The 20,416-nt window shown below is 73.4% G+C and carries 18 protein-coding genes; 2 read left to right on the top strand and 16 right to left on the bottom strand.

The features are described from left to right. The first annotated feature begins 101 nt into the window (after positions 1-101). The gene (locus tag ACLJN9_RS00805) at positions 102-1,460 is read left to right on the top strand and encodes a polysaccharide lyase family 1 protein (protein WP_410809003.1); all 1,359 of its coding nucleotides are present in this window, start codon (positions 102-104) and stop codon (positions 1,458-1,460) included. A 68-nt stretch (positions 1,461-1,528) separates the two neighbouring features. Next, on the top strand, positions 1,529-2,257 hold the full coding sequence (locus ACLJN9_RS00800; RefSeq protein WP_410809002.1) for an HD domain-containing protein: 729 nt from the start codon (positions 1,529-1,531) through the stop codon (positions 2,255-2,257). A gap of 36 nt (positions 2,258-2,293) precedes the next feature. On the opposite strand, the gene ACLJN9_RS00795 is transcribed toward ACLJN9_RS00800, so the two are convergent. The 16 genes from ACLJN9_RS00795 to ACLJN9_RS00720 all read right to left on the bottom strand — a co-directional run bounded on the left by ACLJN9_RS00795 (position 2,294) and on the right by ACLJN9_RS00720 (position 20,407). Continuing rightward, positions 2,294-3,067 (bottom strand): AfsR/SARP family transcriptional regulator, encoded by a 774-nt coding sequence (locus tag ACLJN9_RS00795; protein WP_410809001.1) that lies wholly within the window; start codon positions 3,065-3,067, stop codon positions 2,294-2,296. Between the two features lie 137 nt (positions 3,068-3,204). Beyond that, positions 3,205-4,332, bottom strand: a complete 1,128-nt coding sequence (locus ACLJN9_RS00790) for a hypothetical protein (protein ID WP_410809000.1) — start codon at positions 4,330-4,332, stop codon at positions 3,205-3,207. 13 nt (positions 4,333-4,345) lie between these two features. Next, entirely contained in the window at positions 4,346-6,691 is a 2,346-nt protein-coding gene (locus ACLJN9_RS00785; RefSeq protein WP_410808999.1) for a hypothetical protein, read from the bottom strand. Between the two features lie 12 nt (positions 6,692-6,703). Further along, positions 6,704-8,140, bottom strand: coding sequence for a hypothetical protein (locus tag ACLJN9_RS00780; protein WP_410808998.1), 1,437 nt, complete (start codon positions 8,138-8,140; stop codon positions 6,704-6,706). Then, entirely contained in the window at positions 8,133-8,657 is a 525-nt protein-coding gene (locus ACLJN9_RS00775) for a hypothetical protein (protein WP_410808997.1), read from the bottom strand. The genes ACLJN9_RS00780 and ACLJN9_RS00775 overlap by 8 nt, the downstream gene beginning before the upstream one ends. A gap of 1 nt (position 8,658) precedes the next feature. Beyond that, positions 8,659-8,982 (bottom strand): hypothetical protein, encoded by a 324-nt coding sequence (locus ACLJN9_RS00770; RefSeq protein WP_410808996.1) that lies wholly within the window; start codon positions 8,980-8,982, stop codon positions 8,659-8,661. Between the two features lie 10 nt (positions 8,983-8,992). Then, on the bottom strand, positions 8,993-11,020 hold the full coding sequence (locus tag ACLJN9_RS00765) for a hypothetical protein (RefSeq protein ID WP_410808995.1): 2,028 nt from the start codon (positions 11,018-11,020) through the stop codon (positions 8,993-8,995). Next, positions 11,017-11,661, bottom strand: a complete 645-nt coding sequence (locus ACLJN9_RS00760; protein ID WP_410808994.1) for a hypothetical protein — start codon at positions 11,659-11,661, stop codon at positions 11,017-11,019. Before ACLJN9_RS00760 ends, ACLJN9_RS00765 begins: the two co-directional genes overlap by 4 nt. Next, the gene (locus tag ACLJN9_RS00755) at positions 11,661-12,155 is read right to left on the bottom strand and encodes a hypothetical protein (protein ID WP_410808993.1); all 495 of its coding nucleotides are present in this window, start codon (positions 12,153-12,155) and stop codon (positions 11,661-11,663) included. Before ACLJN9_RS00755 ends, ACLJN9_RS00760 begins: the two co-directional genes overlap by 1 nt. A gap of 2 nt (positions 12,156-12,157) precedes the next feature. Beyond that, on the bottom strand, positions 12,158-13,639 hold the full coding sequence (locus tag ACLJN9_RS00750) for a hypothetical protein (protein WP_410808992.1): 1,482 nt from the start codon (positions 13,637-13,639) through the stop codon (positions 12,158-12,160). Next, the gene (locus tag ACLJN9_RS00745; RefSeq protein WP_410808991.1) at positions 13,636-16,851 is read right to left on the bottom strand and encodes a hypothetical protein; all 3,216 of its coding nucleotides are present in this window, start codon (positions 16,849-16,851) and stop codon (positions 13,636-13,638) included. Before ACLJN9_RS00745 ends, ACLJN9_RS00750 begins: the two co-directional genes overlap by 4 nt. Position 16,852: 1 nt before the next feature. Next, complete coding sequence (locus ACLJN9_RS00740; RefSeq protein ID WP_410808990.1) at positions 16,853-17,107, bottom strand: hypothetical protein; 255 nt, start codon at positions 17,105-17,107, stop codon at positions 16,853-16,855. Positions 17,108-17,151: 44 nt separating this feature from the next. Beyond that, the gene (locus ACLJN9_RS00735) at positions 17,152-17,580 is read right to left on the bottom strand and encodes a hypothetical protein (protein ID WP_410808989.1); all 429 of its coding nucleotides are present in this window, start codon (positions 17,578-17,580) and stop codon (positions 17,152-17,154) included. A 17-nt stretch (positions 17,581-17,597) separates the two neighbouring features. Then, complete coding sequence (locus ACLJN9_RS00730; RefSeq protein ID WP_410808988.1) at positions 17,598-18,767, bottom strand: hypothetical protein; 1,170 nt, start codon at positions 18,765-18,767, stop codon at positions 17,598-17,600. 48 nt (positions 18,768-18,815) lie between these two features. After that, positions 18,816-19,757, bottom strand: coding sequence for a hypothetical protein (locus ACLJN9_RS00725; RefSeq protein ID WP_410808987.1), 942 nt, complete (start codon positions 19,755-19,757; stop codon positions 18,816-18,818). Positions 19,758-20,011: 254 nt separating this feature from the next. Then, the gene (locus tag ACLJN9_RS00720) at positions 20,012-20,407 is read right to left on the bottom strand and encodes a barstar family protein (RefSeq protein WP_410808986.1); all 396 of its coding nucleotides are present in this window, start codon (positions 20,405-20,407) and stop codon (positions 20,012-20,014) included. Positions 20,408-20,416 lie beyond the last annotated feature (9 nt).

Genomic DNA, 20,416 nt, shown 5'->3' with positions numbered 1-20,416 from the left:
ACTGCAACATTCCTGCACACTATTCGTATTGACTCTTATAAAACCGCGAATCTACCGTTCCTGGTGACCGACGAATCACCATCAGCGAATGAGAAGAATCGATGCGCAGAATCCTCACCGGCGCTACGGTGATCGCCCTCCTGCTCGGTGCCGCTCCGGCCGACGCCGCCCCCCGCTCCGACTCCCCGGCGGCGGCCGACCAGCTCTCCTGGTTGGCCCGCCACCTCGGCCGGCAGGTGCTGCCCGAGCGGGACGGCTGGGCTGCCGAGGGCGCCGGCACCACCGGCGGCTCGACGGCGACCCCGGAGCGGACCCGGGTGGTCCGCAGCCGCGCCGAACTGGTCACCGCGCTGGGCGGCGACAACGCCAGCAACGCGACCGACGCCACCCCGAAGCTGATCTACGTGGACGGTGCCGTCGACGGCTTCGAGGGACCGGACGGCACGGCGCTGAGCTGCGCCGACCTGGCCGATCCGGGATACCGGCTGGACGCCTACCTGGCCGCGTACGACCCGGCGGTGTGGGGTCGAGCGACGCCGACCGGGCCGCTGGAGGAGGCCCGGGTGCGCTCGGTGGTCAACCAGACCCGGCAGACCCAGATCAACGTCGGTCCCAACACGACAGTCGTCGGGCTGCGCGGCGCCCGGCTGACCGGGCTCACCCTCATGGTCGACCGATCCTCGAACGTCATCGTCCGCAACCTGACCTTCGTCGACGCCCGGGACTGCTTCCCCGCCTGGTCCCCGACCGACGGCGAGGCCGGCAACTGGAACAGCCAGTACGACCAGATCTCGGTTCGCCGCAGCGAGCACGTCTGGGTCGACCACAACACCTTCACCGACGGCGACAACCCGGACAGCGGCCAACCGACCTACTTCGGACAGCCGTACCAGGTGCACGACGGCTCACTGGACGTGACGCACACCGCCAGCCTGGTCACCGCCTCGTGGAACCGCTTCTCCGGCCGGGACAAGCTGATGCTGATCGGCTCGTCCAACACCGTCGGCCCCGACGTGGGACGGCTGAAGGTCACCCTGCACCACAACCTCTTCGACGGCGTGCTGCAACGGCTGCCCCGGGTGCGCTTCGGTCAGGTCGACCTCTACAACAACCACTATCGGCTCGGCGGCGCCGACTTCCAGTACGCGCTCGGCGTCGGCGTGCAGTCCGCGCTGTACGCGCAGAACAACTTCTTCACCGTGGACGCGGCGGTCGAGGAGGCCGACCTGCTCTACGACTGGGGTGGCACCGCGCTCACCGAGCGGGGCAGCTGGGTCCGCCGGGGCGACGGTCCGGCACGACCGGTGGATCTGCTGGCTGCGTACAACGCGCTGCACGACCCCGACCTGGGCGCCGATGCCGGCTGGACGCCCACCCTGCGCCGCGACCCGGTCCTGCCGACGCCGCTGGTCCCGCTCCTGGTCGGGCCGCTCGCCGGCGCCGGCCGGCTGCCGATCTGACCGGTCCACCAGCTCGTCGACCGGTGCGCGGGGCGATCGACGTGGGAAAGATCGGCTATAAGTGAGGCATGGACTTCCCGCCGCACCTGGGCAGCATGCCGATGCACGCGATCACCGAGATCCACGGCGAACCGGGCCTGCTGGAACGCTTCCGGTTGGAGGTCCAGCAGTTCGACGACACCTCCCGGGCCCGGCTGACCGCGGCACTGGACCTGGCCGCCGACCTGCACCGCGACGACCGGCGGGTCCGCGAGCCCTACCTCAACCACCTGCTCCGGGTGGCCATCCGCCTGATGCACCACTACCAGGTGCGCGACGTGGACGTCGTCGTCGCCGGTCTGCTGCACGACGCGGTCGAGGACCACGCGCCCGAGCTGGCCGACGGCGCGCCCGGCGCCGACCCGACAGCCGCCGCGCTGGCAGCGCTCGCCGGCCGGTTCGGCCCGCGGGTGGCCACGCTGGTCGCCGCCGTCACCAATCCGGTGTACGACCCGCAGCGCGACCGCAACACGCAGTACCGCGAGCACCTGGCGGTCAGCCTGGCCGGGGAGCCCTGGGCTCGGGTGATCAAGGTGTCCGACTTCACCGACAACGGCGTCGGGGTGATCCACACGATCGGGCCGAAGGTCGTCTCGTCGGCCCGGAAGTACCGACCCCTGGTGCCGCTCTTCCGCGACCTGATCGGCCGGCCCGACACCCCGCTGGCACCGGCGGTGAAGCGGCACATCTTCGATCAACTCGACCTGGCCGAGGAGCGGTTCGGCGCGATCCTGGACCAGCCGGCCCACCGCGGCTGACCGACCCGGCCGCCGCGCTGGTGATCGACGCCGTGTCTATGCGCTCCGGTCCGCCGGCGGACCGCCCCGCACCAGGTGTTCTAACCACGGCGTCGGCGCGACGCCGAGCTCCCGACCCAGGTCGGCACGAAACAGCTCGAAGCGCCGCAGCGCCTCGTTGATGTTCCGCTCGGCCAGGTGCACGGCGATCAGCGTCCGGGTGGCGCTCTCCCGCAGCGGCTCCAACTGCACGGCGGTCAACGCCACCTGCACGGCCTCGCTGAACCGGCCCTGCGCGGTGAGCCGCTCGGCGAGCGCCTCCAGCGCGTACAGCTGTGTCTGGCGCAACCGCTCGCGCTCGGTCAGCACCCAGTCGTCGTACCACCCGGGAAGCAGCTCGCCGGTCGCCAACACCGGCACGCCGGGGCCGACGCCCACCGGCGACCCACCGGCCAGCAGCGCGGTGGCCGCCGCGCCCAGGGTGGCCACGTCGCTGGTCACCCCCGGGGCGAGAGCCAGCCGGTCGTCCTCCTGCACCAGCGGCTCCGAGGTGATCCGGTGCAACCGCCAGAGCATGGTGCGCAGGTTGGCCCGGGCCCGCTCCTCGTGCGAGCCCGGCCAGAGCGTGCCGGCGGCCTCGGCGCGCGCGCACCGCTGACGTACACCGAGGTAGGCCAGCAGCCGGCGGGCCCCCTGCGGGACCGTCACGGCCCGGCCGTCGCGTTCCAGCCCGAACCCGCCCAGCAGCCGCAGCGTGTACCGGGGCGGCGCCTCCGCCCCGGCGTCGTTCGCCCCGGAGCGGAGATCGTGCGACATTTCTTGAACAGCCATGTATGCGCCTCTCGCACCCGATCGCCCCGTGGCAGTTTCACGGTCGGGTGTGGAGGGTTGACGCACCAGCGCTGTGTCGTCACACCGACCCGGCGAGCGGCGTGGATCAGCCATTCGCCGGAGTCGTCACCAACCGTTCAGCGCAGCTTGTTCAGCGTCCGGGCGTAGCCGGTCCACTCGGCGGCGTCGCCCACGTCGGCGCGCACCTGAGCCTCCTTCATGATGGCCAGTACCTGTTCGGCCGGCGCCTCGGCCAGCTTGCCGAGCGTGTCGATGCCGCTGCGGGTCAACGCCGCCCGAGCCCTGGTGGGCACCGCCGTGAGCATCGCGAGGTCGGCGTCACCGACGTTCTCCAACTCGGTCTCGATGCCGAGTGCGGCGGCGACCGCCGCCTGGGCGCCGACCGTGGTCCGGACGATCACCGCCTCCCGTTCGCTGACCTCGGCGAACATCGCGTCGACGCTCTGGTAGGTGGTCTCCGCCGGCAACACCTTGAGCACGTCGCGGACCAGCCGGCCGTCGGCCACCTCGTCCTCGCCGAAGGTGCGGAGAAACTCGGTGAGCTTCACCTCGCGCGGGAAGCGCTGCCGGACGTCGGAGTGCTCGGCGGCGTACCGGTCGAGGTAGGCGGCGCCCTTGAGCTTCGGCCCGGCGACCACGTCCACGCCGAGGGTCTCCACGGCGGGCAGCACGATGGTGCCGGCCTTGGTCTGCCAGATGCTGACCTTCTTGTCCAGGAACATCGTGGTGCCCATGTACTTGCCGAAGTCCAGAGGGGCGTAGTAGTTCGGGGGCTTGTCGAGCGTGTACACGCCGCCGTCGACCCTGTCCTCGTGCACCGTCGAGTGCAGCCGGTTGATCTCCGCGCGGATCTCGTCGAGCAGCCGGCGCAGGCTCACCCGCATGGCAGCCATGCAGGAGAACGCCTTGGCCAGGTCGGTGCCGAGGTGGTCCAGGTCGTGCTCGATGCGGTGGAAACGCTCGTTGAAGCCCTGCTCGCCGGTGGTCTGCCCAGCCTGCACCACGTCCTCGCCGTCGACCCAGTCGGCGTGCGCGAAGGTGCGGGCGAACGGCGGCGGCGCGCACCCCGGCTCCACCGCGGGGAACGACTCCGCGTAGCTGAACACCCGCTTGGCGGTGCCCACGTTCTCGTAGATCCAGGACGAGACGAGCACGCTGGCGTCCGAGTGCGGGATGCCGTGCTCGGTGAACGTCTTGTAGAGCTCGGTGACGGTCACCCCGTCGTAGTTGATCTCGCTCGCCATGATGGTGTCCCTCTCAGAGCTGGTCGTACACGCCGCGGTGCCGGCGCTGCTGGAAGCTACGGAAGGTGCGGGCCACCGCCGGGCGCAGCGGCTCGGCGGTGCCGTCGGCGTCGAGGTCGACGTGGTCGCGGCGGATGCCGAACGTGTTGATCTCCACGCCCAGGGGGCAGACCCTCGTCAACGTGTTCATCAGCCGCTCGTACTGGGCCAGGGTCAGCGTCACCCCGTCGGGCAGCTCCACCCGGAACTCGTACGGGTCGGTCAGCCCGGTACGCACGTAGGAGAGCGCCACCACCGCGACCAGCCCGGCAGCGGTGGGACGCAGCGTGGTCCGCGCGCCGACCGCCTTGATCTCCGCCGTGCCGCCGCCGAGCCCGACGGTGTACCAGCGGAACCCGGTGGCCCGCCGTTCGGCCAGGTTGAGTCCGGCCTGCGGCAGGCCGATCACGCTGCACACCAGCAGCACCCGGTTGCCGGTGTCGACCAGCGGCAGCACGGCGGCCAGGTGAGCATCGCGCAGCAGCCCGACCAGCCGGGCCAGCCGGTCGGCGGCGGCCGGCTGCCCGGCCACCAGGGCGCTGGCCAGCGCCGCCGGTAGTTCGATGGTCTCCACCAGCTCGTCGGGGAGCCGGTCGAGAGCGGCGACCACCGGCGCCGGTTCCCGTACCGCGGGCAGGCCGGCGGCGGCCAGCACCTGGTCGACCGGCTGCCCGGCCGGCCGGGTCGGCACGGCCGCCCACCGGGTCCTCGCCGCCGCGTCGGTCAGCGGCGTCCAGGCCGGCTCGCCGGCGGCGGTCCAGGCCGCCGCCGCGGCGGTCAGCCCGGCCAGCAGCAGCGCGTTGCCGCCCGGGTCGCCCGGCGCGTGGAACTGCGCCTCGACCGCCGCGCTGGCGCCGACCGCGGCGGTCACCGGAGCGGTCACCGCCAGCCCACGGGTGGGCAGGTGGGACAGGTACAGGGTGCCGGTGCTGACCCGGTGCGCGGTCTGCACCCCGCAGACCCGCCACAGCCAGGCGAGCTCGGCGTCGGCGGCCACCGGAGGCACGCCCGCCACCCGGGCGGCGGCGATCAGCGCCTCGGCGGTCCGGTCGTCGGTGGCCGCGCGGCCGGTGTTCAGCACCCGGTTGCGCAGGTCGGTGGCCTGGGCGGCGGTCGGCGGGGTGACGTCGACGCCGAGGCCCAGCTCGTAGCGGCTGCCACCGGCGTCGTCCTGCGCCCGGGTCACCTGCCACACGACGGCGGAACCGAGGGCCCGACACACCCGCCCGGCCCGGTCCAGCGCCGCTGCCAGCGGCGGCGCCAGGCCGTGCGCGCTGTCGAAGGCGTACGACTGGCGCAGACTGGCCCGCAACGCGGTGACCTGGGTCAACCGGCTGCCCGGCAGCGCCCGGCCGGCGTGCGTGGTGTTGTTCGGCGGGGTGTTCGCCGGCAGCACGAGCCGGTCGCGGCGCAGCTGGGCGAGGAAATTGGTGCGGTGCTGCGGGTCACCGGCGGCGACCAGCCGGATCGCCACCGCGAACCGGTCGTCGTCCTCGCGCAGGGTGAACCGCGCCCCGCCGGGCAGGTCCGCGAAGAGCCCGGCGTTCGGGTCGGTTGCCGCGCCGGGGCCGTTGAGCAGCTGACGTACCGCACCCGGGGTGGGCAGCAGGAACCGCCGGTAGAGCCCGAGCCGGTGGGCGTACGCCGGGTCCGGCTCGCGGGCCGGTGGAGCCAGTCGGCGGGCGTACACCTCGCCGGTTGCCGTTTCGTGGACCAGTTCGTCGACGAAGCGGGCCACCCCGACGTCCGCGCCGATCCGGTCCAGCGCGTCACGCCGCGCGTGGGCGAGGGTCCGGTACGCGTGCACCTCCCGGGCGGCCCGGCGCAGCCGGTGCTTCTCGTACGACACGAGGTAGAGCAGCCGGCCCAGGTTGCCCTCGACCACGGCCAGCTCGACCAGGGCGGGCAGCGCCGTTCCGGTGACCGCCGTGGGCGCGGCGCCCTCGACGGCCCGCTCGACCGCCACGGCGACGGAGAACGCGGCGACCAACGGCTCGTCGGCGGTGTCCGGCACGTACGCGGGCACCGACGCGCCGGCGGCCGACCAGGGCGCGAAGACCACCGGCGGCAGCACCCGCTCGCCGGTGCCGCCCGGATCGACGGTGACCGTCACCCGGACGGTCTCCTCGACCAGGTCCCGGCGCAGCACCACGGTCAGCAGCGGATGGCGGCTGGTCCAGTCCACGGCGGCGGTGCCGGCGGTGGCGATCGGCACCACCACCCGCCGCACGGTGCCCGGGTACGGGCCCTCCAGCTGGTCGACGAGATTGCGTTCGACGGACGGGTCGGCGCCGTCCACGGGTACCCGGATGTCGGCCATTCGCGCCCCCGCTCAGACGATCCGGAACGGCCGGGGGTCGTCCCGGTCGACGTAGACGGGCACCTGGTTGGCGGCGAGCACCGCGTTGTCGCCGACCGGCAGCCGCTGCACGCCGTCGCCGGTGGGCGCGCTGCCGGTCACCACCACCGCCGAGTCGGCGGGAAAGCGCACCAGCCGCAGCGCGCGGACGTCCGCGACGCCCGGCTCGTTCATCAGCGTCCAGATCACCTCGGCCGCCCGGACCGGCTCGCCGAACGGCAGCTCGTCGACGTAGCGGCGCAGCCGGGCGTGCAGCCGGGCGCGCAGCTCGGTGGCGGCGGTGGACGCGTTCACCGTCTCCCGGGAGCCGGTGGGCAACGGCAGGCCGCGGATCACCAGGTCGGCCTCGACGCCGATGCCCACCTCGTCGGCCCGGTCCACCGAGGCGAAGATGCCCACCGGGCGCAGGTCCTCGATGACCGACTCGACGGCGGCGTGCAGCCCGTCCGGGCCGTCCCAGATGGCGGCGGCGGTCGGCGCGACCAGCACCGTGACGTAGTACGGGTTGCCGAGGTCACGTTCGGTGCTGAAGACCCGCTCGATGAAGGTGAAGTTGCCGAAGATGGACTGGTTGAGGTCCAGCCCGCCCCGGCCGTCGAAGACCTGCACCTGGCGTACGCCGGGCACGGTGGCCACGGCCAGCCCGATCGCCTCGGCCGTCCAGATGGAGCGCGGTGCGGCCAGCAGCAACTGCCGGTAGCGGGCGTCGGGGACCTGCTGCTCACCGCCGGCCAGCGCGGCGGTGTGGGTGATCTCCACCAGCTCCTTCCCGGCGGCCTGCTCGGCGTCGTCCAGGTCGGCCAGCAACGTGTCGGCCCGGTTCCACCGGTCGATCCTCTGGCTGGGCTGGGTCGGATCGAGGTTGTGCGCGGGACCCGGGTGGAAGGCGGCGACGGCCGGTTGCCGTTCGACGACGGCGGCGGTGAGCACCACCGTCTCGTCCAGCGCCACGTGGTGCCCGCCGGGAGTGGACAACCGCGCGCCGCGGGGCAGCGTCAGTTGGATGCGGCCGGTGGGCAGCGCCGCCTTCAGTTTCAGCCTCACGGTGCCCCGGGCCTGCAGGTACGGCCGCACGATGCCGAGTTCCTCGCCGAGGCGGGTCAGGGCGTCGGCGGTCGCCGACACCACGTAGGAGTTGTCGTACACCGCGCCGAGCGCCGCCCACAGTCGGGCGTCCTCCAGCGCGGCCAGCTCGAGGACCTTGCGCAGCACCGCGCCGCTGGTCAGGTCGACGTCCTCGCCGAAGAGCAGCCGGGCGGTGGCCAGCTTCTCGGCGAGCAGCCGGGCGAAGGACTTCGGCACGAAGCCGCTGTCGACGATGCCGAAGCCGGTGGAGCCGGTGGCGCGCAGCGCGGCGGCGTCGACGGCGAGCACGTCGGCCAGCTCGGCGGGAAGGGTGGGGTCAGACATGGGGCAGCTCCCCGAGGTGCACCGAGAGCCGGTCGTCGGTGATGGTTTCGAACTGGACCTGCACCTGCAGGGTGCGGGAGGCGCGCAGCGCGGCCCGGGCCGCGTCGTCAGCGCCGCCGGCGCTGCTGTCGGTGCCGCCGACACCCAGCCGGCCGTCGTCGAGGTTGACGTCGACGATGCGGCGGACCCGGGGATCACGGTCGAGCAGGGTGATGATGCCGATCCGTACCTGCTCGCGGACCAGGGTCGGCTCGATCGGTTCGGCCAGGGCGTTGAGCCCGTCGAACCCGAAGGTGGCGTCGAAGACGTTCGAACCGCGCAGCGTGGTCAACGCCACGGCGAGGCTCTGCGCCACGTTGCCGGTACCGGCGACGAGGGCCAGCACCCGGCCGTTCGGGCCGTCGTCGAAGACGATGTCCCGGGCCAGGTCCAGCCCGGGCATGGTGGGTTCGAAGGCCAGCCCCCAGCCGAGGTAGCGGCGCTGGGCGGCCTGCCGTTCGCGCTCGGTCCGGTCCATCTCACACCGCCTTCAGCTTGCTCTGCCCGGCGGTGGCGGTCAGGCCGGATGTGCTGCCGTTGGTGGTGCCGGTCAGGGTGTCCAGGGCCACCCCGGCCCCGCCGACGTGCAGTTTCTGGGCGGCGCCGGACGCCGACACGACGTTCTTGCACTGGACGGTGGAGTTGCTGTCGGTGATCAAGCAGCCGGTCACCGACTTACCCGTGACGCCGTCCGGGCGGACCACCGGGGCACCGGCCACCGTCAGCTTCGCCTGCCCGGCCGGGGTGACCGTGCCCTGGCTGGGACAGTGCACGTCACTCGACGTGGTGAGCACGAAAGCCATGTCGCCCTCCTCAGTGGACGTTCATCGCGTTGCTGACCTGGACGTCGACGTCGTCCGCGGCGATGTTGACCGTGCCGCCGCTGATGTTCACCGCGCCGTTGCCCGCGTCCAGGTCGATCTGCTTGGCGGTGATGGTGATGGAGCCGTCCTGTTTCATCACGATCGACGAGCCGCCGGCGGCGTGCGCGATGGTGATGCTGTCCGCCTCGTCGGCGCGTGGCGGGCGCTGGCCCCGGCCGCGCAACTGGGCGCGTCCCACCCGCACGGTCAGCTCACCCAGCTCGATGACCCGGTTGCCGTCGCCGTCGGTCAGGTCGTGCGCCACCGTGCCCTCGTGGTCGGCGGGCACCACCGCGTCGCCGACCGAGGAGCGGCTGTCGCTGGCGACCCCGACCGGCAGCGAGAGCCACCAGTCCCCCGGCTGGGAGACCGGGGCGTGGCCGGCGGGCCAGAGCGCACCCACCTCCACCGGGTCGTCCGGAGCGCCGTTGCGGTAGGCCAGCGCCACCCGGGTGCCCGGATAGCGGGGCAGGATGAGCCCACAACCACCCCAGGCGAACGGGGTCAGGTAGGTCACCCCCGGCAGCGGCGCGGGCTGCTCCCGGCGTACCGGCAGCCGCCGGGCGCCGTTGGGCCGGCCGTCGGGGCGGGCGAGGCCCTCCCAGACCGTCTCGGTCTGCGCCGGCGGCTCGACCGCGCCGCTGGCGTTGGTGGCCGCCGCCCGCACCTCGCCGATCTCCAGCCCACGCGACTCACCCCGGACCGCCCGGGCCGCGCGGCGCACCGCCTCCGCGGCGGCGACCCCGGGTGAGGAGGCTGGGCCGACCGGTTCGGCGGTGCCCACGCCGGACGCGTCACTCCAGGTATCCCAGGCCCGGGCGGCGGACGCGACCTCCACCCCCTGCACGACCGTGACGAACCCGGCGGTACGCGACAGGGTGTGCCGGGCGGCACCGAGATAGAGCAGCTTCGCCCCCGCGCCCAGCTCGCCGGTGGACGGCGCGAACGGGGCGGCGAACGAACCGAGCAGCGCAGCCCCGACGCTGCCCAGCGTGGTCGCCTCGTCCACCGCCGGCGGGTCGAAGAGCACCAGGTCGCCGGGCTTCAGGTCGGGGCGGCCCTTCAACGTCAGCGTCCACGCCCGCCGGTGTGGTGGCGCCGTGCCGCCGGCCTCGGTGGCCGCGTACGGGTCGGTGTCCTGGCTACCGTTCTCGGTGCACTCCAGCAGGCCGGTGGCGAGGGTGAGGGGCTTCGGCTCCCCCTCCGGGTACGGGATCGGCCGCTTGCCCACGTGCACGGTGCCGTCGCGGATCAGCAGCATCCCCCGCCCGTACGCGTTCAGCGACTGCTGCAGCGCCCCACCGATCCGGTCCAGCGCGGCCCGGTAGAGCAGCCCGGCGCCGAAGGCGACCCGCTCGTTCCCGGCCGCCTCGCTGGCGCCGGAGGTCATCGTGCCGTCCGGGTTGGCGCCCCAGCCGGTGACGTCGACACGGGTGCGCTCGGCGATGGCCTGGATCGCGGCGGTGAACGTCGCCGCCTCGAACCGTTCGGCGACGCGCTGCCCGAGCCGGGCGTACGCCTGCTCGACGAGCGTCAGCTCGGTGTCGTACGTCCGCTCGCCGGTGCGCCGGCGCACCTTGGTGACCCGCAGCACGGCGACCAGCGCCTGGGTCAGCTCGGCCGGTGACGGCCCGGCGTTGACGCCGACCAGGTTGGTGAAGAACGCGCCGACGGAGGTGTTGGCGTCACGCCAGTACAGGTGCAGCTTGGCCACCAGCGGCGGTTGCCCCTCGGCGGTGCGCAGCACGGCGAAGTGCTCGTCGATAAGCCCCTGCACGGTGATGGTGTACGCGCCGGGGCCCAGCCCGTCGGGCAGCGCGGCGTCGATGGCCGCGTAGTAGTCGGCGCTGGACAGGGTGAGTGCGACATCCGGGTTGAGCCCGGTCGGGGTCTCCCGGTGGAAGGTCAGGGTCCAGCCGGCGTCGTTGCCGACCGCGCCCTGGCGCACCTGGCCGGTCTGGAACGGCGTGAGCGTCATCGCAGAACCCTCCGCAGCTTCTTGTCGAGCAGGTAGCGGTAGCGCAGCTTGCCGGCGCCCAGCTCGGACTCGATGCGTTGCGCGGGCGGGCGGCGACGCCAGACGAACTCGTTGATCGGCGGCGGTCCGAACTGGTCGACAGCCCGGTCGGCGCGGCGCCAGGCCAGGGCGATCGACGAGCCGTAGTCGCCGGAGCCACGGACCGTCCCGGCGTGCAGCAGCCACGTCAGCACGAGGAGCTCCACGGCGACCGGTGCGGATCCGGAGGCCGACGGGCCGGCGTCCGGGCAGACCCGGCGCAGCCCGGCGCAGAGCGGCACCGAGCCGAGGATCCGGGTGCCCTGCCGGACGACCAACCGCAGCGGCACCCGGCCGACCAGCACCGGTGGGCGGGGCGTGGTGGGCGGCGTCGACCGGGGCGCCAGGTCGTCGGCGGAGGTGCTGACCACCGCGAGGGGGTCGGTGTCGAGCCACTGCCGGGCCAGGCCGGTGGGCAGGATCAGCACGGCGTGCACACCGGCGCCCAGCTCGACGCGGTGCGGCAGGCCGGCGGTGAGGCTCTGCCGGATCTCGGTGAACCCGGCCGGCACCTCGATCGGCGTCTCCGGCACCAGGTAGCGGTCGATCGGGAACGGTGGCATCAGTTTCCCAACCCGTCGGCGAGCGCGCCGACTCCGATGCTGGCCACGTCGAGCAGCTTGCCGAGCAGGCTGGGACGGGGCACGTGGACGAGGGTCATGGTGGTGTCCAGCACGTCGCGGCGGGCCGCCGAGGCGTTGAAGGTCAGCGACTGCACCTGCATGTCGGTGCGGATGGTCATCGAGGTGACCAGGATCAGGCCGCCGAACCTCCCACCGGAGTACGCGGCCAGCGCGGTCCCCCGTTTGCTCGCCTCGGCCATCGTCTCCAGGGCGAACTTCCAGGCGTAGCGTTCCGGGCCGACCAGCACCCCGGTCAGCGTGATGGTGTCGTCGTGGGTGGCCACGATGGCCTTGTGCGCGGTCGAGCCGATCGGCGGCAGGTGGTAGGTCTGGGCCAGGGAGATGGCGGTGACCGCCCAGATCGGGATGGGCAGGATCCCGTCGCTGATGATCGCGGACGGCACCGTGCCGTACCGCATGAAGCTGCTGGTCATCCTCAGCGCCCTCCGGTGGGTGGCAGTGGCACCGGCGTACCGGTGGGTTCGACGGCCAGGCCGAGGTCGCGCAGCGCCTGGGTGATCTCGCGGACCTCGCCGGCGGCGCTGGTGACCCGCAGCCGCAGGCGGCGGGCCTCCAGCGCGGCGCTGATCCGCGCCGGTCGGGTGGATGCCGAACCGCGCCGGTTGATCCGCTCGATCTCGGCGGCGGCGTCCTCCATCCGGGAGATGGCGTCCAGGATCCGTGGGTCGGGGGTGAAGCCGGGGTCGTCGCGTTGCAGCCGGGCGATGGCGTCGCGGAAGTCGGCGGCGTCGCGGCGCAGGTTGGTGACCAGGTTGTCGGTGAGCGCGCTGACCCCTCCGACGCTGGTCGACCGGTGTGACTTGTCGTCGATCAGCCACACCCAGCCGTCGTGGCCGATGCCGACCAGGTCCGTGCCGGCGACCTTGACGTTGGCGTCCGGTCCCTTGAGGAACAGCTCGATGCTGCTCAGCGAGAACGCCGCGGCGTACTCGCCGAGCACGCCCCGACCGTAGGTGACCATGTCGTGGCGCAGGTAGGCGCGGAAGCCCGGGCCGTCGTCGGCGCGGCCGCCCCGGTCGCGGAAGCGCCGCCACAGGGTGGCCAGGGCCTCGGGGTTGTGCACGGCGAGCTGCTGGGTGAGCCACACGTCACCGCCCTCGACCACCCTTCGCAGGTCCGGGTCGGCGATCCGAGCGAGGGCCTCGGCGAGGCGGGCCTGGCTCATCTGCAGGCCGCGCGAGCGGGCCCTGCCGAGGTCGTCGACGGCGGTGCGCAGCCGGGCCACCTCGTCGGGGGTGAGCCGGCCGCCGAGCCGGGTCTCCAGGTCCGCGACGGCGGCCCGTTTGCCGGCCTCGGTCTCGGCGGCCACCGCGTGCCACAGCGCGGCCGGTTCCAGCTCGGCGGCACGACGTAGCGCGGCCTGCCGTTCCGCCGGCATGGCACGGAACGCGTCGTTGACCACGGCGGCGGGCTCGACGTGCCGGCCGGCCGCGCCACCGCCGCCGGCGTCGAACTCCCGCAACAGCGATTCGGCGTACGCGGCGGAGTCGTCGGCCAGCCGCAGCGGCGCGTCGCCCACGATGCCCTCGCGGGGTCGGCTCAGCTCGCGCATCTCGGTGCTGAGCTGGTCGAAGTACTCGCCGAGGGTCGCCACCCGCACCCCCTCGGGCAGGGTGCCGCCCTCGAGGACGTGGTCGAGGATGGCGGCGATGTTGTCGCGCAGCACGCCGATGCGTTCCAGCCGGTCGACCGCGTTGCCCAGGTGCAGGTCGCCCACGTCGTCGACGATGCGGCGGATGAGGTGCTCCAGCAGCCGCCGGGAGCGCACCTCGCCGGCCTCGCTGTGCGCGGCGACCGTCCGCAGGAACCGGCGCAGGCGCGGGTTGGCGTCAGCGGCGGCGTGCACGGCGGCGGCGTCGAGGAAGCGGCCGGCGCGGAACCGGCGGGGCCCGGTCACGGCCGCACCACCGGGACGCGCGGTCGGGCGGCGGCGCCGCCGGGCTGCGAGTCGAGCACCATGAGGATGAACCGTGCGCCCTCCGGGCCGCCGACCGCGCCACTGAGCATCGCCTCGCGCTCCACGTAGGCGAGCACCGGCTCCATCAGCTTCTGCACCACCCGTTCCAGGACCTCGTTGAGCAGGATCTCGGTGAGGAACGCCTGCAGCAGGTCACGGGACGCCGCCTCGAGAATCTGCCGGGTGACCCGGCGCACCACATACCCCCGGGCGGCACGCAGGCCGGCGCGGACGCCGAAACGCAGGGCGACCCGGCCGCCGCGCAGGGTCGCGCCGCCGATCGTGCCGGCCTCGGGGATCAGCGACAGCGCCAGTCCGAGGTACGCGGCGAACAGCTCGACCTCCACCTCGGTGCGGGTGAGCACCAGCTCCGGGTCGAGCATCGAGGTGTAGAGGCGGGCGCGCTGGTGGGCGTGCACCACCTCGACGGCGGCGACGGCCACCCCGACCACGAAACCCAGCGGTGGGCAGAGGATGGACAGCGCGATGATGCCGACGGTGATGCCGAACGCGGTCAGCGCCTCACGGCCCAACTCGGTGGCGAACAAGGTGTCGATGCCGGTGGCGTAGTAGAGGTTGCCGCCGAAGAACTCGCCGAGCTGCTGGTGGGTGACCAGGTGGACACCCTGCAGGGCGAAGCGTCCGCCGGGAATGGTGGCCGACGGGATGTGTTCGCTGATCCGGCTGGACCGGAACGCGAAGTGCGCGTCGCCGCGGGCACGGCCGAGCATCTCGGCGTTGGTGCGCCGCATCTCCTGCAGCACCCGCCACAGCTCGTCGCGGATCGCCGACCGGTTGCCGGCGAAGCGGGCCAGCACGTCGGGCAGGTCGGTGATCTGCTTGACCAGCGGGTCGATGCCCTCGGCCTCGCCGCGTTGGACGACCAGCGCCTGTTCGATCTCGGCGAGGGTCCAGAGCACGTTGTGCGAGTCGCGGATCCGGGCGGTGCCGTCGGTCTCGACGATCTCGCCGGCCGCACCGGGACTGGTCAACGTGGCCTCGGCGGCGAGGAACGCGCCGGAGATGGCGCGGGCGGCTCCGTACCAGGCGGTCGCCGGGTTGGTCACGCTCGCCGCGGCCAGGGCGTCGCCGCCCATCGCGGTCTGCGTAGACGTCCACCGGGCGGCCTCGTGGCGGCGCAGCCGCTCGCGCAGCCCCCGCAGTTCGGCGTAGTCGCTGAGCTGGGAGACGATCAGCCGCTCGAAGATCGGGGCGTACCGGTTGAAGTTGGTGATCCGTGCGTCGATGCCGGTCCGCGAGGTGAGCAGCAGTTGCACCAGCATCGCCTGACTGCCCACGATGAACAGCTGCCCGACGGCGCCCTTGAGCGCGACGCTGAACCGCTGCACGAAGTGCAGGTTCCAGGAGGCGGACGAGTCGATCCAGCCACCCTGGATCCGGGCGAAGTGCTCGGGCTGGCTGTAACGGCGCATGATCAATTGGGCGAGGTGGTCCAGGCGGGGCACCACACCGGCCAGGTGGCGTAGGAACTGCACGGCGGGCGAGGCGACCGGCCGGAAGTCCAGCGGCCCGAGCCCACCGGTGCCCTCCGGGACGGGCCGGCTGAACGCCTCCCGTTCGGCGGCCCCGACCAGCACGCTGATCGCCGCGGACCGGCCCCGCAGCATGGCGGCGGCCTGGAGGCAGAAGTTCGCCGGATATCGGCACGGCTCGCCCGACTGCAGGCGGAACGCGATGTCGTCCATCAGTCGGCGCAGCTCGTCGCCGTCCGGGCCGAGCGCGTCCAACTCGGGCTCACCGTTGAGCGGAGCGCAGGCGGGCAGCTCGGCGTGGTCGCCGCCGACGACGGGAAAGCGCCGGCCCTCGGTGCCGGGTGGGGCGCTCGGGGTGCTGGGGTCGAAGACGAACCCGCCCCGCCGGGCACCGGCGGCGCCGTCCCCGGTGCCGCCGGCGCCACCGCCCGGCCCGGTGCCAACGCCGCCGGTGCCGCCCGGTCCGCTGCCGGTACCGGTGCCCGCGCCGGACCCGCTGCCGGTACCGCTGCCGGCCCCGGAACCCGTGCCGTCGCCGACGCCTCCGCCGGCCGGTGCGTTCGGGTCCGGCGGGGCGGCCGGGCGCTGCTCGACGGTGATCGGCAACAGGTTGGCCGTGCCGGTCCAGTGCATGGTGGCGTCGGTCTCCTCGGTGCCCACCAGCAGCAGGGAGACCCCGCCGATGCTGACCACCACGAGGCAGGTCGGCGTCGCCCCGCCCACCGAGGCGAGGATCGCATCGACGCGCCGGGACACCTCCGCCGTGACGGCCCGCTCGATCTGCGCCTGGTACTCGTCCACGGTGGTCGTCTCACCGCGCGGCTGGGCGATCCGCAGCCGTTGCCGGATGTCGGGGCTGAGTTCCTCGTCCACCATGGCCACCAGGGCGCTCCGGTCGGCGACCGGCCGCCGCTGCACCGTTCCGGGCTGCGGGCTGGGCACCCGCTCCTCCACCTCGAAGTGTGGCTGCGGGGTGGCCCTGAACACCGTCTCGCCGAACCGCTCGAAGGTGAGCACCGACCACGGTGTGGTGTTCACCATGACCGCCCAGGCCGGTCGGCCGTCGGAGCCGACCACCCGGGCGATCACACCCTGTGGGGTGCCCGACGGCAGGCCGCCGTGCTGGCGTACCGCCTCCCGACCCAACTCGGTGAGGTGGCCCACCAGGTAGGTGGCCGGGCGCAGCAGCCACTGGTAGGTCACCGTGGGCGCCTCGTCGCCGCCGTCCACCGGCACCTCGGTGGCGTCACCACCGTCGTCGTAGGACGGCAGCCGGTAGACGGCCAGCAGGTGGCGCATCCGTGACGGGTCGAACAGCTCCTCGGGCGGCCGGCTCAGCGGCGCGGCCACCCCGACCGGCAGCCCCGGGTCGAGCCGCGCCGCGCTCACCACCTCGTCGACGCGCCGGCGCAGCCGGGCCTCGAAGGCCCGTCGGTCCTCCGGGGACACCCGCTCGCCGGCCGCGCCGGTCCAGCGGAACTGCGGCGCTTCGGCGCGTACCTCCAGATAGCCGCCGCGGGGCGCGACCACCTCGCGCCGGGAGCGTTCCAGGGCGCGGGCCAGGGCCGCGGCCAGCGCCTCGGTCACCTCCTCCGGCCGCTCGGTCACCGACCGGGCGTCCAGCCGGATCCGCACCGGCACGTGCACCGAGATGGCCACGTCAGGCCCGCCCGTCCAGGTGCTCGGCGAGCCGGGCCAGCGCGAGGTCGGCGAGCGCGTCGGCGTCGACCGCACCGCCGGCGGCGACCACCTCGATCTCCACCGGAAAGTGGTACGCGATGACCGCGCGATCGTCCTCGGCCACCTGCTCGGCCTCGGCCTCGCTGCCGGCCGCCGGCAGCACCAGCTCACCCGCGTGCACCAGGGCCAGCCCGGTACGGGTGACCCGGGCGGCCCGACCAGCTCCGGTCGCCATCTGCTACCTCCGGTTCGTCGTCGGCGGGTTGTCGTCCTGCCCGGTCAGGGCAGCACGGACGGGTCGCCGGTCTTCGGGTCGACCGACGCGGCCAGGCTGAAGCCGCTGAAGGTCGCCGCCGGCGCGCCGGAGATGGTGGCGGTGGTCGGCGTCGCGCTGGTGATCATGCAGTCCTGCAGGACGAAGGACGAGAAAGCCCAGTCGTCGCCGGTGTGCTCCAGCAGCGCGATGTCGAACAGCTCACCGTCGAGCGCCAGCTTGGTGAGCCGACCGGCGACGTCCCCGATCGCCTTGACGGTCATCGTGAAGTTCATCGACACCGGCGCGTGGATGGCACCCATGTGGGTCACCTCGCACGAGTGCAGCGGCTCGACGTTGAGCGAGAAGGACGGGCTGAACGAGTCGATCGGGCTGATCAACACCGTCTCGGTGCCCTTGGTGTACTGCACCGCGAGGCGGGTCTTCCACTCCATGGTCTGGTTCCTCCGGGTCAGAACTTGGCCACGAGCGTGACCAGCAGGCGGCTCACGGCCGGGCCGTACGTGACGGTGACGACCAGGTCGACGGTGCGGTCGGCCCGGGCGGCGGTGACGATCGAGGTGTCGGTGGCGGTACGCGCGACCTCGGGGATGGCGAGGATGTCCAGCACCGGGATCTCGATGCGGTAGTCGTCGATCACCGCCTGCCGCTTGAGGGGGCCGAGGATGCCGTCCACCTGGGTCTTCAGCAGGGTCATGCCCGGCTTGGTGATGCGCGCGTCCCCGACCAGGCCGATCAGGCCGGCGCGGAGCAGGAACTCGATCTGGTCGAGGGTGCGGACCAGGTCGACGTGCAGCAGGCTCGCATCGGAGGTGAACAGCCGCCCGTCGGCGAAGTGCAGGCTCTCCCCGGTGATCAGCGTCGGGTCGATGATCGGCGTGAGGTTGGCCTCGGAGAGGCCCTTGATCTCGGCCGGGCTGTACTGCTTGGCCACCGGCATGGCCACCCCACGGATCTTCTTGAGCACGATGCTGTGGTGCACCGGCAGTCCGGCCACGGCGGCCATCGCCGCGGTGGCCGCGTCGCCGTCCGCTCCCCGGGCGGCGATCATCACCATCCGGCTGGTGCTGCTCTTGAGTGGATTCGCCGCGGTGACGATGTCGGCGACGTAGGTGGGGCTCTTCTCGGTCGCCGGGTTGACCATCGCGAAGCCGATCCGCCGCTGGCCGGCCGCGGACATCGACTCCACGTGCGCCTTGAGCGCCTGCAACCCGGTCGGCGGGTTCGCCCCGGCGGGGTTGCCGACGGCTGACTCGTTGGCCAGCGACACCATGGTCACGTCGTCGGCGGCCTCCAGCCCGCTGAGCGCGGCGGCGTAGTCGTCGCCGGCGACCTTGACCCCGTACACCTTGGCGGGCCGCGGATCCTGCAGGAAGGCCAGCTCCAGGGAGTTGTAGAGGGCGTTGCGGACGACGTTGCCGGCCTGCCGGCGGGCGAAGTTGGTGACCGCGTCGTCGAGGGTCTCGATCCGGACCGGTGTGTTCGCTGGCGCCGCGCCGCCGTCGGCGGTGGCCGGGGCCTTGCCGACCACGGCGATGACGCCCGGCGAGCGCTGGGCCAGCGGCGCCGGTGGCGGCACGATCCGGACCTCGATGAACGGAAAAGCTGCGGTGATTGCCACGGGTCCTCCCGGACGGAGTTGCTGCTGCGGTCGGTGAGCCTGGTGAGCTCAGGTCGTCAGGGCGGCCAGTCCGATGCCACTGCGGGCGAGCCACTGGCCGGCCCGTGCGAACCGGGCGGCCCGCCGTTGCGCGTCGGTGCCGGTGTCCCCGCCGGGCCAGCCGTCGTCGTCGAACGTCTCGATGGGCACCACCCAGACGGCGACGACCCGGTGCCGCCGCCGGACGTCGTCCGGTGCGGGCACGTCCAGCCCCAGGTCCTCGGCGCGGGCCCGCACCAGACGGGTCTCGACGAGCAGGTCGGCCAGGGAGAACCCCTGGTCGCGGATCAGCACGGCGGCGGCGAAGGGCAGCGGCCGCGGGGTGGGTGGGGCGGCCGACGGCGCGGCGTAGCGCAGTTGAACGGTGGCGCCGGCGGCCTGCCCGCGCATCCGTGCCACCAGATCGCCGGCGTTCGCCGCGCCCACGCCGGCGAGCAGCCGGTCCAGGTGCGCGTCGGTGAACGCGGCCGGCTGGTGCAGCCCCGCCCGCAGCCGGGCCACCAGCCGGGTCCGGCGCTCGGTCTCCAGCAGCGCCGGGTCGCTCGGCAGCGCGCCCAGGTCGGCGATGATCTGCGGGTCGACGTCGAAGGCGGGCACCGCCACGTCCAGGTCCTCGACCCGGTCCCGCGCCACGCTGGTACGCACCACCAGGCTGCCCCGCCACAGCGCGTCGATGCGCAGCGCCGGACCGCCGAGGCCGTGCAGGCGTACCCGAAGCTCGGTGCGGGTGGTGCCGCCGGAGCCCAGCCACTCCCCCTCGGCCAGGGTCTCCGGTGCGGCCGCGAAGCCGAGGGTCAGCTCGTCGAACACCGCCGCGTACGGGGGCGCGACAGGCATCGCCTCCGTGTCGTACGCGGCCTCCACGAGGTGGGCCAGCGACGCGTCGTCGAAGACCGCGGCGCGGGTGCCCGGATCGGCCAACCGCACCAGCACCCCGTCGACGAAGTCCACCGCCCCGGCCTCCCCGCTGCTCGCGCCGGCACACGCTGTCCGGCTCGGCACGAGGATCGCGAAGGGCCCGTCACCCGAGCGTCACCGCCACCGTCACCGTTAGCAGAGGCGGCCCGGACTGTCGGAAACTGAGCACCCACACAGCCGGCGCCGCGTGGGCTGTGTGGCGTGACGTGGGCAACGCGGGATGCCACAGGGTCATTTAGATGCCTCAGGGGCATCACGCCCGTCGAGACACGCACGCCCCCGTGACGTCACCCTCCGTGAGGCTCCGGCCCGGGCAGCGGCCCACCGGAGGAGACATTGGCGAGAACGACCCGCAGGGGGTGCGGCGCGGTGGCGGCGAGATCGCCGAGTACGGCGAGCAGCAGGGCGTACTGGCCGGCCGGTTCGTCGGCGAGCAGCTGTCCGGCGTCGTGAACCAGCAGGGTGAGCGGGCCGGCGTCCAGGCGGTCGGACAGCACGTCGGCGAGGGCGTCCCAGGTGCTGCCCAGGTAGGCCGGCAGGGCGAGCGCGTCGGTCAACGCGGCGAAGAGCGCGGGTCGGGTCCGGGTCGCCGCGCCGGCCAACACCGACGCGCCCGACACCTCCGGAGCGTCCCGGAACACGGTCAACCAATCGGGCAGCCGACCACCGTCCTGCTCGACCATCGCGTGTCT

Source organism: Micromonospora sp. 067-2, assembly GCF_046549295.1.
GTDB lineage: Bacteria > Actinomycetota > Actinomycetes > Mycobacteriales > Micromonosporaceae > Micromonospora.
The sequence above is the reverse complement of the archived record's forward strand: the minus strand, read 5'-3'. Positions and strand labels throughout refer to the sequence as shown.

Excerpts from the sequence above, each read along its gene's own strand:
- ACLJN9_RS00760 (WP_410808994.1), bottom strand. The coding sequence starts at position 11,661 with ATGCCACCGTTCCCGATCGACCGCTACCTGGTGCCGGAGACGCCGATC.
- ACLJN9_RS00720 (WP_410808986.1), bottom strand. The coding sequence starts at position 20,407 with ATGGTCGAGCAGGACGGTGGTCGGCTGCCCGATTGGTTGACCGTGTTC.
- ACLJN9_RS00795 (WP_410809001.1), bottom strand. The coding sequence starts at position 3,067 with ATGGCTGTTCAAGAAATGTCGCACGATCTCCGCTCCGGGGCGAACGAC.
- ACLJN9_RS00780 (WP_410808998.1), bottom strand. The coding sequence starts at position 8,140 with ATGTCTGACCCCACCCTTCCCGCCGAGCTGGCCGACGTGCTCGCCGTC.
- ACLJN9_RS00775 (WP_410808997.1), bottom strand. The coding sequence starts at position 8,657 with ATGGACCGGACCGAGCGCGAACGGCAGGCCGCCCAGCGCCGCTACCTC.
- ACLJN9_RS00765 (WP_410808995.1), bottom strand. The coding sequence starts at position 11,020 with ATGACGCTCACGCCGTTCCAGACCGGCCAGGTGCGCCAGGGCGCGGTC.
- ACLJN9_RS00735 (WP_410808989.1), bottom strand. The coding sequence starts at position 17,580 with ATGGAGTGGAAGACCCGCCTCGCGGTGCAGTACACCAAGGGCACCGAG.
- ACLJN9_RS00770 (WP_410808996.1), bottom strand. The coding sequence starts at position 8,982 with ATGGCTTTCGTGCTCACCACGTCGAGTGACGTGCACTGTCCCAGCCAG.
- ACLJN9_RS00785 (WP_410808999.1), bottom strand. The coding sequence starts at position 6,691 with ATGGCCGACATCCGGGTACCCGTGGACGGCGCCGACCCGTCCGTCGAA.
- ACLJN9_RS00800 (WP_410809002.1), top strand. The coding sequence starts at position 1,529 with ATGGACTTCCCGCCGCACCTGGGCAGCATGCCGATGCACGCGATCACC.
- ACLJN9_RS00790 (WP_410809000.1), bottom strand. The coding sequence starts at position 4,332 with ATGGCGAGCGAGATCAACTACGACGGGGTGACCGTCACCGAGCTCTAC.
- ACLJN9_RS00805 (WP_410809003.1), top strand. The coding sequence starts at position 102 with ATGCGCAGAATCCTCACCGGCGCTACGGTGATCGCCCTCCTGCTCGGT.
- ACLJN9_RS00740 (WP_410808990.1), bottom strand. The coding sequence starts at position 17,107 with ATGGCGACCGGAGCTGGTCGGGCCGCCCGGGTCACCCGTACCGGGCTG.
- ACLJN9_RS00755 (WP_410808993.1), bottom strand. The coding sequence starts at position 12,155 with ATGACCAGCAGCTTCATGCGGTACGGCACGGTGCCGTCCGCGATCATC.